Source organism: Psychroserpens sp., assembly GCF_034670085.1.
Lineage (GTDB): Bacteria > Bacteroidota > Bacteroidia > Flavobacteriales > Flavobacteriaceae > Psychroserpens.
The window spans coordinates 1-12,411 of the sequence record NZ_JAXMOD010000004.1 but is presented as its reverse complement, the minus strand read 5'-3'; the positions used below and the strand labels follow the sequence as shown (position 1 = coordinate 12,411).

The following is a 12,411-nucleotide window of genomic DNA, read 5'->3' as shown; positions in this document are numbered from 1 at the left end:
GCCCTTATCATATTATTATGCATAGCCTTCAATAGTTATGCATCTTACATTCTAATTCCTATGGATGTTGAAGGTCAACAAAATCACTTAAAAGCTTATGGTGTAACGTATTGGACACTTGAAAAACAAGCAAAAGTGAAATGGCTCTTAAATTACAAAGGAGGTTCGTTTTTATTGCCAGATTCGGAAGAAATTCGTCGTGAATGTACAATTAGAGGTGTAAGTTTTGAAGTTATTTCTAATGCTAATGCTGAAGACATACTCAATTTTATTGCTAGTCCATCACAAAACATGGAAGCAGTAGTTTTAGAAAAAGCGCCTAAGATTGCAGTGTATTCACCAAGTGGATTACAACCATGGGATGACGCAGTAACTATGGTGTTAACCTATGCTGAAATTCCTTATGAAACGATTTATGATGAAGATGTGCTGAATGATGGTTTGTTATTATATGATTGGTTGCACTTGCATCACGAGGATTTTACAGGACAATATGGTAAATTTTATAGAGCTTATAAATCTGCATCTTGGTATATTCAAGAAAAGAAAAACGCAGAAGCATTGGCCTTGAGTTTGGGCTACGACAAGGTATCACAAGAGAAATTAGCTGTAGCTAAAAAAATACGTGATTATGTTATTGGAGGCGGCTTTATGTTCGCTATGTGCAGTGCAACAGATAGTTTTGATATTGCCTTATCTGCTGAAGGTGTTGATATTTGTGAACCTATGTTTGATGGTGATGGTAGTGATCCTAGCTATCAAAATATGATAGATTATAATAAAACCTTCGCGTTTAAAGATTTTGTCTTAGAACGCAATCCAAATGTATATGAATTTTCTTCAATAGATATGACACAAAAACGTCGTATTCCTTTAACTACAGATTATTTTTCTTTAATGGAGTTTTCTGCGAAATGGGATCCAATTCCATCTATGTTATGTCAAAACCACACAGCTTTAGTGAAAGGTTTTATGGGGCAAACAACGTCATTTACACGTGAGGAAATTAAGTCGAATGTGTTAGTGATGGGTGAGAATAAAACCAATGGTGAAGCAAAGTATATTCATGGAATTAAAGGAAAAGGCTTTTTTACATTTTATGGTGGTCACGATCCTGAAGATTATACCCATAAAGTCGGAGATCCAAAAACAGAATTAGATTTACATCCTACATCTCCTGGATATAGACTTATTTTAAATAATGTTTTATTTCCGGCAGCGAAAAAGAAAAAGCAAAAAACATAAGCTTTATTTTCAATAATTTTAGTTTAATAATATTTTAATAAAACATAGAAATTAGTGTTGTTGGGATCCTGATGTATATCGACAACCACAGCCTTTGTTTTATTTCTAAAACCCTGCTCATTTCTATGATTGTTTTTACCAACTTTATCCTTTCTGCTATAGGTAATGCGATTTCTTTTTCTTACTAATTGAACAATATCTCCAACAAGTGGTTCTGAGTTACCAATATTTTCATTAGTCTCATTTCTGTGAATAACCTTAATCACTTTTTCGCCATCGCTATTTCCACTTTTATAAACCCCTGAATTGTTTTTACTACCAACAAATAGCCAACCTTCATAGCCATCAGCCTTTGTGCCAGAATCATTGTCCATCAATCGGTTGTATGCTTTAGGTAAAAATTCTTTTTTATCTATTCCCCAATCATTAGTTATAAAACCAATATATCCTTCAACCGAATTTTCTTGTCTAATATGATCCCAATATTCCTTTGGTTCTAAACTGTTTTTAAGAGCTTTATAAGTGTCTTCAAGTTCGGTATATGTGCTGTCCAGTTTTTTGTAAGTCTCAGAATTCTTTATGGTTAATTCATCAATTTGAGCATCTTTAATATCCATTGCCTTTCTGGTGGTACTCGCATAGGCTAAAAAACCAATTACACCTGCAATTATAACATAATAAAGCCATCTACTCTTTTTATCTTTATTTTCAATTTCTTTAATTTTATCATCAATGCGCTTCATAAATAATGGTTTTAAATTGTAATATAATTATAGAATTCTGTATTGAATTTTTCAATTTCGGTAGTGTCCATTGTGTTGATAACACGAGTAAGGCGTTCTCGTTTGAGTTTTAATAACTCAATAAGGTCAATGTTTCTAATTCTCTTTTTAATGCCACTATAAGGTTTAATAGAGAGTAAGTTTAAAGCTAAACAGGCTGGAATTGCTAAATTAAGATCTATGGTAAGGAAATCTGTTTTAAAAAATAATACAGACATAAGAACCAGGCTAATTAAACCAACTGCAGCAATCATCTGCCAATTTTTTTTAATACCGCTTTTATGCATTCCGATCGCACGATCAATTTCTGGGTCAGAAACTAAAAGGTCTTCTGCATTAACTTCTTGTTTAATTTGTTTTCCTGTTAATTCTTCTGTTACTTTTTGAACAACTTTTTTTGGAGCTTCAGTAACTCCAATAAGTTCTAATATTTTGTTCAAGCTAGTTGAAGCCTTTTCTTTTAATCCGAGAAAAGTTAAAATATCAATAATGGCTTTATCAGGATCATTAGTTAAATCGGCATATTGTCTGCGTTGTAAACGCATAGGTAATTCACATTGTTTAATAAGAATTGGTACTAGTTTCTTCTTTGTATTGATAGCAATTGATACTTCATCTTGAACATTTTGTGATTCAACAGATGTAGGTGATAAAATAAGCATGAAGGTGCCTGATTTCTCTAGGGCTTCTTCAATAGCGTTATCCCAGTTTTCACCTAAACCAATTCCTAATTGGTCTATCCATACGTTTGCGCCTAAACTTTGTAATTCTTTTACTAATCCTAATGCAAACGGTCTATCGTCACTAGAGTAACTGACAAATATAGTTTCTGCACTCATATTATTTAGTTTTTAGTCGGTTTGGATTAATTAAGGGAATGTTAATATACTAATAATTTATATAAGCTTATGATTTATCATGGTCTCGTAAGTATACTAACTTAACAATCTAGATTTTAAAAATCTGGTAAAGTCGTCATCTTCAGTGTTTGTTAATGCTACATAACCTGCAAATGCATTAGTATGCATCGATATTTTTTCTCTAATTGGTGCGTTTTCAGAAGCTTTTATATAGAACTCTTTAGCTTTTTCCATGTTACCAATATACATGTTTGCTTCCGCTACTGTTGCATATTTCCATACGTTGTCTCTGCATTGCTCTGTAGCTGCAAGAGCTTGTTTAGCATAGGTCATCATATTACTTTCTCCACTTTCAGGATCTGTCACAATACTTAAAAAGGCCAAATTGATGGCATGGTAGTAAATTTGAGGGTAGTCTTTCTTTTTAACTGATAATTTAAGTGCTTTACTGTAATACTCAATTGATAATTTACTTGAATTTGCTGAAAATGTTTTAAGGTAGTCACGTTTATGTCTACCACCAATTATTCCCATTAAATCTGTATTGTCTTTGGCAATCGGATGATTTTTTAAGATGTTATAAACGTCCTCTGTTCGTTCTGAACCTTCTAGAGCAAAAATTAATCGAGTAAGACCATTTTTATCAAGATCTTCTTTTTTGGGTAGTAATTCATTAATAACCGCATTGTATTTACCAAGAGTTAAATTAATTTCCTCTTTATTGGTGAATTGATTAAAAAATTTATTTCCAGTTAAGGTGTTTAGTATTAAGGAATAGGTATCATCTTTTTCATCCTTAGGTTTTACCATCATTAAATGTTTACCATTTACAAATTCGCGATACGCTTCATCAAATGGTCCATGGCAAGATTCTATTGAAACAAATTCGTCATCAGTGGAAGCTGCAACCTTAAGTTTAAACGGATATTTATCCTTAAAGGTCTGATTCCATTTGTCACGTAATGATTTTATAAAATCGCCTTCACTGCTCATTGCGTTGTATTTGGTATTCCATTGTTTAGTTAACAATTTAGATGAAATACCATTACTTGGAGTGCCAAACATAATGAGATGTGAAATTCGGTTTCGATTTTCAGTATCCAAATTTAAAACTGCTTTTTGAGCTACAAGTCCACCTAAACTGTGAGCGACTATTGCAATGCGATCATAGTCTTTAAATTTGAAATTAATAGATGTTTTTAAGAAACCTGCTATTTTATCAATATCTAAGACGGCTGCCCAAATATCTTTGCCAAGTTCTGGTTGGACAAAATGCGTATAGCCTAAAGGTTTCATAGCCCAACCATCAAAATTAGAATCAGCCTGCAATAATTTTGGGATATTCCCGAATGTACCTTCAGATTCACCAGAAAAACCATGAACAAAGAGCAGTAGACTGTTGCCTTCATCTCGTTCCCATGATTGAACAATATTAGTCTCTTTAGATGGTATTGAAACTATTTTTTGCGGTGGAGTTTTAAATTTATTAGTTACGATTTTTTGTTTAAACTCTTTAGGAATATAACTTATGATAAAGTCGTTATTCATCTGCAAATTTGCGTAAGGAGTTTGATCTTTCACTATATCACTTATTTTTTTAAGTGATTTAATCATTTCTGGAACTCTTGTAAATACGTAATTAACGGTTTCAACCATCCTAATGTATTCGTCTGCAAAAAAATGTTTATGTTTTGCTTGAAGAGCTTCTATTAGACACGTTGTGAAAAGACTGTAATCACCTTGTGTTCCCCAAGATAACTGATCTGTTTGAGAGGAAGCTATTATAGCCATTCCTTGCTCATCGTCTATTTCTTGAGCTATACCATTTAAATTTGATGAACGAGATATATTAGTGTGGTTATTATTATCAATATTTAATGTTACCTTTTTATCTTCACCATCAAAAAATCCACCTGCATGGCAGCAATCAAAAAGTATAATCATTCTTTTTGATTTCATCAGACTTAATTTGGCTCTTAAATCTTTACCAAAAATCAAATTTTCACTTGAAGCTCCAAAAGGTAGTAAATATGAACGGCCTTTATAGTAACCTCCATGACCCGAATAAAAAAGTAAAAATGAAGAATTCTCATCTATTCTATCAATAAAATTATCAATTGCTCCAATAATATTTTCTGTTGTAGCTTCTTTATCTAGTAGAAGTGTAATGTTTTCTTTCTTATAACCACAATGTACTTCATCTGAAAGTATGTCACTTATAGCAGTGGCATCTCTTAGAACTTGTGGTTGTTTTTGTTCATTATCAACACCTATAATTAGCGCATATGCATTTTCGAGTTGACTCATTTGATTTAAATTAAATGGAGATATTAGCAAATAATTTTTTCATTTGTATCACTTGATCGTATGTTATTTGGGGTGTGTTTAATCCTATATTCATTAATTCTATCAACTTTTTTAATTGAGTTGATGTTTGATTATTAATGACTTTATGATTTTCTAAATCACTAGTTAAAGAAAAGTTTGAAGAACCAGTATTAGTGATCCCATTATTGACAAGTTTACCTTTTAATTTTTGGTTTATAGCTTCTTGTAACTCTAATAATTCTAAATGCGGAGTGTCAGCATGATTGGTGTGATATTGTGTATTTGGTTGACTTGTTTCCGGAGTAGAGCCACCTTCTATGTTAGGTATAATTTTACTTCCATCTTTCGATAAAATGACTTTTCCATCATTTTCGATTAGCATTGGGTTTTTGAAAGGAATTAATGATTTAGCTTCTTCAAGAGTTTTTTCGAGAAGCGTCATTTCTAATCCGTTTGGACCAATTTTTAAATTTCCCACTCGAGATAAAATGTTCTTGAAATTTTTTCTATAAAGAAATAGAGCTCCAATTACAGTCAATGGCCAAATGATTACTTCAATTAGCTTTATCAATTGATCTAAGGTGTTTGGTACTTCTGCAGCTTGTAAAAATATCATCATGATGTTTTGTTTTTCCAATAATTCATTATACGATTAATAAATTCAGGGCTGTCTTTTATAGTTCTAAAATGGGGATCGTTTTGAAATGTTGAAGGCGTGAAATTAAAACCTTGTGCAACTGCTTTTTCAAGAAATTGTATAGCCTTGTTATAATCACCTATAGTAGCATAATATTGAGACAGACCATAATCAATGGCACCAAATTGAAAATCTGTTTTTAGAGTATTCAATTTATCAATATAATTTTTAGCCTCTTCAGAATTAGTGATTTTATAGTTGCAAATAGCCAATCTAATAATATAGTCTATGTTATTTTGGTTAGCATCATATAAGAGCTTATAATGTTCTAGAGCTTTTATATAATCAGTTTTAAAATAATAGGCGTGAGCCAAATCAACTGAATTTAGGGTTGGACTTTTTCTTGAAATTATTTTATTGAAATACGTGTTGGCTTCTTCAGTTTGATTAGAATTTAAAAATTGAATTCCAGTAAAACTGTATAAATAATTGATATCATTTGTAGAAGCTGTTAACGCATAATCAGAAAGGTATTTATCTAATTCTTCATATTTTCCAGCCTTAACAAAGGCACTTATAAGCGGACGTTTATAGTAATTATCTTCAATTGTATTTGTAATTGGTAATAGTGTTTTTATAACTTCATCATAGTTTCCTAACTCTACATCAGCAAGACTTTTCATATAATACCTAAATCCACAAGTAGAACAATCTTCTAGAATTAAATCTTCCATCGGAATTTCATTGTAAATAGCTCCAATATCTTCTGGTCTATTAACATATTGAAGAGCTAAGGTCATTTGACTCATGTTAGTACTTAAATCTTTATAAGCTTTTTTGTACTCTTCTTTGTGAGCTCTATAGGCTTTAACATTCTTTCCTTTTATTATCGATTCATAAAACAACATAATGTTTTCTTGCCTGTCATTTAATTTAGACTTATCGTTAATCAGGAGTCTTAATGAATCTACAGTTTTAAATTCTCCTTTGTTATAATAATAAGCAATCTTATGTATTTTTGGTTCAAAAAAACTAGGATCAGTTTCTATGGATTTATTCAATAATTTTATATAAATCTCATCATTATCTTGATTTTCAAGTGCATTTAAAAGGAACTGATAGGCTTCATAGTTTGGTGGCGTTTCTTCATAATAGGACGTAAGCCTTTGGTTATCTTTATCTTTTATATACCCTTGATTATCTTGTTTATCTACCGTTGTTAAATAACCCAGTATTTCTTGCTTTAATTTTTCGGCACAATCCAATGGAGAATTAGGATCGCATGAAATTGTTTCAAACGATATTAGTGTTTCATCAATTAAACCATCTTTAATAGAACACTGAAGCAAAAGCTTACCATTTTCTTCATAGTAAACACCTACAATCACCTTATCTGGATTAAAATAATTTTTCAATAAATTATTAAGGTCTGCACTTTTTGATTTAATAAGGCTTGTATAGTCATTAACTAATTTTGGAGAAATAACTTGGCCAATTTGATTTTCAGTAATGCCATGAATAATCCAATTAGATGTGATTTTTCCAACATTATTGAGATTTTTATTTTCAGTCGTATTTTCAAATTCTAAAACAGCAATTTTGTTATTACTTTCAATCTTCTCTGAAGAAAAAGCATTGGTTAGCTTTAGAACAGTGAATAATGCTACTAAAATCAAACTGGGTACAACAACATAAACTAAGCGTTTCTTTGATGTTTTTTTTATAGTATGTTTTTCGGGTACTATATGCTCACTACCTTCGAATAAAACTTGGTATAATTTCATTGGCTGACTTACATTCTTCAGCTCTTCAACTTTTACAAAATGAGTTTTAATGTGATTTTTGTTGGAAATATTATTATTTACAGTTTCAGAAATAAAAATACTTCCTGGTTTTGCAGCTGTTTGAATGCGAGATGCGATATTTACTCCATCTCCAAATACGTCATTATCTTCAAAAACTACTTCTGCTTGATGGATTCCAATCCGCAGGCTATAATGGGCAGCACTGTTGCAAGTTTCTTGTATTTTAATTGCAGCATGAACAGCATCAGAGACTGTTTTAAAGCTAGCTATAACGCCATCACCAAGCTCTTTTATCCATATACCATTAAACTCATTAATAATTGGCTTATGGATAGTTCTGTTCTTTTCTAAAATTTCAAAGGCCTTTTGTTCATCATTGCCCATTAAAGATGTAAAACCGACAATATCGGTAAACATGATGGCAGCTAATTGACGGGTCTTAGACATGCAAGCTAAAATACAATAATTAAATGTATTGTTTTGAGAATCGTTATTACTTTTTTATTGAAAGTCGTCGTCATTGTTCAATGAATTAGATTTTATTATCAGACCAGTATTACAATTATTTTCCCTTGGAATGTTTAGCACCTGCAACATGATTTGTAAACAAATTTAGGTGAGAATAATTGCAAAGTTCAAGTGTGAAGCATCTTCAATTCTTGGTTTTTTTGACACTAATTAGTAAAACCTTTTAAGTTTATTTACAACAAATATCTTAACGACGTTTGATATTTAAAGGGCTAATAGCTTGCTAAACTTGCTTATTTTTCTTAATATAGTAAATAATTAATCCTAAAAACCCTGTAAAATGACTAAACAATCACAACATAAGGATGGAGGTTCAATCCGTTCAAAAGAAGGTGGAGGAATCATACCTAAAGAAGGTGGAGGAATCATACCTAAAGAAGGCGGTGGAATCATACCTAAAGAAGGCGGAGGAATCATACCTAAAGAAGGTGGAGGAATCATACCTAAAGAAGGTGGAGGAATTATACCTAAAGAAGGCGGAAGAATCATACCTAAAGAAGGTGGAGGAATTATACCAAAGTAAAAATAGATTCATTTTCACATAAATCAAATAAAAAACCGACTCATTTCTGAGTCGGTTTTTATAAGCGAATTGTTGTTATTGTTTAGGCGATAGCCTTACTTTACTTTGTTTACTATTGCTTCAAAAGCCTCTGGGTTATTCATTGCTAAATCTGCAAGAACTTTACGGTTCAATTCGATATTATTAGCTTTAAGTTTTCCCATAAACTTAGAATAGCTCATTCCATGCATTCTTGCACCTGCGTTTATACGCATAATCCATAGTGAACGGAATGTTCTCTTTTTAACTCGACGGTCTCTATACGAATATTGCATCGCTTTATCAACCGCATTTTTAGCTACTGTCCAAACGTTTTTACGTCTTCCGAAGTAACCTTTTGCTTGCTTAAGAACCTTTTTTCTTCTGGCTCTTTTTGCTACTGAATTTACTGATCTTGGCATTTTCTTAAATTGTTTTTTTGTAGTAGGCGATCGTTATTTCGATACTTGCTAAATTGTTTTGCCTAACTCCAGGGTTTATAATTTGTTTTAACCGATTAAAACGATATTACTTCAAACGTAACATTGTTTTAATATTGTTCTCGTCTGCTTTGTGAACCAAAGTGTCATGAGTTAAAGCAAGCTTACGCTTTTTCGATTTCTTTGTCAAAATATGACTCTTGAAAGCGTGCTTTCTTTTAATTTTACCAGTGCCAGTTAGTTTAAAACGTTTCTTAGCACTTGATTTGGTTTTCATTTTAGGCATTGTTCCTATTTTTATTTACGTTTCGCTTATTATCTTAATGGCTGAATTTTTCAGCTTATTTTACTTTTTTTGGTGCGATGAACATAGTCATTCGCTTACCTTCTAATCGAGGCATTTGTTCAACTTTTCCTAAATCTTCAAGATCTTGAGCTAATCTTAATAATAAGATTTGACCTTGTTCTTTAAAAACTATTGAACGACCTTTGAAAAACACGAATGCTTTTAACTTAGCACCATCTTTTAAAAACTTCTCAGCATGTTTCTTTTTAAATTCGTAATCATGATCGTCAGTTTGAGGACCAAAACGAATTTCTTTAATAGTCACTTTTGAAGCTTTAGCTTTGAGTGCTTTTTCACGTTTCTTTTGTTCGTAAAGAAACTTCTTATAGTCCATGACTTTACATACAGGAGGATCAGCTTTAGGAGATATTTCAACTAAATCAAGTCCTTGTTCATCTGCAATGGCAAGTGCATCTCTAGTTGCATATATTCCAACCTCTATATTATCACCGACAAGGCGCACCTTTTCAGCTCTAATTTTAGAGTTAATATTGTGTTGATCTTCTTTTATTACTCGCTTAGAGTAATTTCTTCTACGTATTGCTATGGCTTATAAATTTTAGTTAAACTTAATCGTTTTATATAAATGTTTTTAATGTCTTTTTTATTCCATTATTAACAATTTCTGAGAAGTCATCTACACTAATCATGCCTAAATCGTCACCACCATGTTGACGCACAGAAATTTTATTTTCGTTTTCTTCATTCTCACCTATAATAATCATGTAAGGGGTTTTACTCATTTCGGCTTCCCGAATTTTCTTCCCAATAGTTTCATTTCTATTATCTGCGAGGGCGCGAATTTCGTTATTTTCTAGCAAATTTAAAACTTTTTCAGTGTATTTTTCATATTTCTCACTAATTGATAGTATAATAGCTTGAGTTGGCATGAGCCATAATGGGAAATTTCCACCCGTGTGTTCTAATAAAATGGCAATAAAACGTTCCATACTTCCGAAAGGAGCTCTATGTATCATTACAGGTCTATGTAGTTCATTATCACTGCCTTTATATGTGAGGTCAAATCGTTCAGGAAGATTGTAATCGACTTGAATGGTTCCTAATTGCCAGTTTCTACCAAGAGCATCTTTCACCATGAAATCTAATTTTGGTCCATAGAACGCAGCTTCGCCAGTTTCAACCACATAATCTAAACCTTTGTCGATTGCAGCATTCAAAATAGCATCTTCAGCTTTTTTCCAGTTTTCGTCACTACCTATATATTTTTCAGGATTTTCAGGATCTCTTAACGAAACTTGAGCTTTAAAGTTTTCAAAACCTAAAGAACCAAATACATATAGTACTAGATCTATAACATCTTTAAATTCTTTATCTAATTGATCTGGAGTACAAAAAATATGGGCATCGTCCTGAGTAAATCCTCTAACTCTAGTTAAACCGTGAAGTTCTCCACTTTGTTCGTACCTATATACTGTACCAAATTCGGCATATCGTTTCGGTAATTCCTTATATGAAAATGGTTTTGTGTTATAGATTTCACAGTGATGCGGACAATTCATAGGTTTTAATAAGAATTCTTCGCCTTCTGCAGGAGTATTAATTGGTTGAAAACTATCTTCACCATATTTGGCAAAATGCCCAGATGTAACATAAAGTTCTTTTTGTCCGATATGTGGTGTGACAACCATTTCGTAACCAGCTTTCTTTTGCGCGCTTTTTAGGAAATTCTCTAACCTTTCTCTTAGGGCAGCACCTTTTGGTAACCAAAGGGGTAGACCTTGACCTACTTTCTGTGAAAACGTAAATAACTCAAGTTCTTTCCCTAGTTTTCTATGATCACGTTTTTTTGCTTCTTCTAATAGATGTAAATATTCGGTTAATTCCTTTTGTTTGGGAAATGAAATTCCATAAACCCGAGTTAATTGTTTATTGTTTTCATCACCTCTCCAATAAGCACCAGCTACCGATAATAATTTAACAGCTTTGATAATGCCTGTGTTCGGTATATGACCGCCACGACATAAATCAGTAAAGGTAGAATGGTCACAGAAAGTTATCGTTCCATCTTCAAGATTTTCAATCAGTTCAATTTTATACTCGTTGTTTTGTGATTTATATAACGATAAAGCATCATCTTTAGAAATAGATCGCATTTTAAAGTCATGTTTTCCTCTAGCGATTTCTATCATCTTATTTTCGATGGTTTTGAAATCCTTTTCTGAAATAGTATTTTCACCTAGATCTATATCGTAATAAAATCCATTTTCAATTGCAGGCCCAATTGATAATTTAATTCCAGGGAATAGTTCTTCAAGGGCTTGAGCTAATACATGAGAAGTAGAATGCCAAAATGCTTTTTTCCCTTCATCATTAGTCCAAGTATATAACACTAAAGAACCGTTTGAATTTAATGGAGTTGTTGTTTCAATAGTTTCACCATTGAAACTTGCAGAAATAACATTTCTAGCAAAGCCTTCGCTTATATTTTTAGCAACTTCCATTGGAGTTGACCCTTTTTCGAAAGTTTTTATAGTACCATCAGGTAATGTGATATCTATCATAGTTTGATTACAATTAGGATGGCAAAGATACTATCTTAAAAATTGAGATACAATAATAAGTTATGTATAAGGTATAAAAGCATATATTTTAATAAATTAATTAAGGTTTAGGAGCTACAACCTACTCATATTAAGGGGTTAGAAGTGGTAAAAAAAAATAGTTTAAAAATAGTTTAAAAAAGGTTTGGATAAAAGAAATAAGGGGTTGTATATTTGCACCCGCTAAGCGAGATAAGTTTGGTAAAAGTTCAGTGATAGTATTAGTTTATAGTTTGAATAAAAAATAATTTAAAAAAAACTTAAAATAGTATTGTAGGAATTAAAAAAGGGTTTTATATTTGCACCCGCTTAAGGCATAAAGGTTTTAAGTAAATAAT

At 31.8% G+C, this 12,411-nt stretch carries 11 protein-coding genes; 2 read left to right on the top strand and 9 right to left on the bottom strand.

The window, feature by feature from the left end; translation table 11 throughout:
- The first annotated feature begins 60 nt into the window (after window positions 1–60).
- The gene (locus VOI25_RS07805; RefSeq protein WP_416376066.1) at window positions 61–1,245 is read left to right on the top strand and encodes an asparagine synthetase B; all 1,185 of its coding nucleotides are present in this window, start codon (window positions 61–63) and stop codon (window positions 1,243–1,245) included.
- Between the two features lie 23 nt (window positions 1,246–1,268).
- Here the strand turns inward: VOI25_RS07805 and VOI25_RS07800 are convergent, their stop codons facing one another.
- The 5 genes from VOI25_RS07800 to VOI25_RS07780 form a co-directional block, all read right to left on the bottom strand.
- On the bottom strand, window positions 1,269–1,988 hold the full coding sequence (locus tag VOI25_RS07800) for a hypothetical protein (protein ID WP_323788495.1): 720 nt from the start codon (window positions 1,986–1,988) through the stop codon (window positions 1,269–1,271).
- Window positions 1,989–1,999: 11 nt separating this feature from the next.
- Window positions 2,000–2,866: a toll/interleukin-1 receptor domain-containing protein gene (locus VOI25_RS07795; RefSeq protein ID WP_323788494.1), complete on the bottom strand. Its 867-nt coding sequence runs from the start codon at window positions 2,864–2,866 to the stop codon at window positions 2,000–2,002.
- 96 nt (window positions 2,867–2,962) lie between these two features.
- On the bottom strand, window positions 2,963–5,194 hold the full coding sequence (locus VOI25_RS07790) for a caspase family protein (protein ID WP_323788493.1): 2,232 nt from the start codon (window positions 5,192–5,194) through the stop codon (window positions 2,963–2,965).
- Between the two features lie 10 nt (window positions 5,195–5,204).
- The gene (locus VOI25_RS07785; protein WP_323788492.1) at window positions 5,205–5,834 is read right to left on the bottom strand and encodes a hypothetical protein; all 630 of its coding nucleotides are present in this window, start codon (window positions 5,832–5,834) and stop codon (window positions 5,205–5,207) included.
- Window positions 5,831–8,104 carry an adenylate/guanylate cyclase domain-containing protein gene (locus tag VOI25_RS07780; RefSeq protein ID WP_323788491.1) on the bottom strand — a complete coding sequence of 758 codons (2,274 nt, stop codon included), beginning with the start codon at window positions 8,102–8,104 and terminating at the stop codon, window positions 5,831–5,833. Before VOI25_RS07780 ends, VOI25_RS07785 begins: the two co-directional genes overlap by 4 nt.
- Before the next feature lie 361 nt (window positions 8,105–8,465).
- Here VOI25_RS07780 and VOI25_RS07775 point away from each other — a divergent pair, with 361 nt between their 5' ends.
- Window positions 8,466–8,708 carry a hypothetical protein gene (locus VOI25_RS07775; protein ID WP_323788490.1) on the top strand — a complete coding sequence of 81 codons (243 nt, stop codon included), beginning with the start codon at window positions 8,466–8,468 and terminating at the stop codon, window positions 8,706–8,708.
- A 95-nt stretch (window positions 8,709–8,803) separates the two neighbouring features.
- Here the strand turns inward: VOI25_RS07775 and rplT are convergent, their stop codons facing one another.
- The 4 genes from rplT to thrS all read right to left on the bottom strand — a co-directional run bounded on the left by rplT (window position 8,804) and on the right by thrS (window position 12,034).
- Window positions 8,804–9,148: a 50S ribosomal protein L20 gene (gene rplT / locus VOI25_RS07770; protein ID WP_091425976.1), complete on the bottom strand. Its 345-nt coding sequence runs from the start codon at window positions 9,146–9,148 to the stop codon at window positions 8,804–8,806.
- Window positions 9,149–9,254: 106 nt separating this feature from the next.
- The gene (gene rpmI, locus VOI25_RS07765) at window positions 9,255–9,452 is read right to left on the bottom strand and encodes a 50S ribosomal protein L35 (RefSeq protein ID WP_040250651.1); all 198 of its coding nucleotides are present in this window, start codon (window positions 9,450–9,452) and stop codon (window positions 9,255–9,257) included.
- A gap of 55 nt (window positions 9,453–9,507) precedes the next feature.
- Window positions 9,508–10,023 (bottom strand): translation initiation factor IF-3, encoded by a 516-nt coding sequence (infC, locus tag VOI25_RS07760; RefSeq protein ID WP_323788810.1) that lies wholly within the window; start codon window positions 10,021–10,023, stop codon window positions 9,508–9,510.
- A 67-nt stretch (window positions 10,024–10,090) separates the two neighbouring features.
- On the bottom strand, window positions 10,091–12,034 hold the full coding sequence (thrS, locus tag VOI25_RS07755; RefSeq protein ID WP_323788489.1) for a threonine--tRNA ligase: 1,944 nt from the start codon (window positions 12,032–12,034) through the stop codon (window positions 10,091–10,093).
- Window positions 12,035–12,411 lie beyond the last annotated feature (377 nt).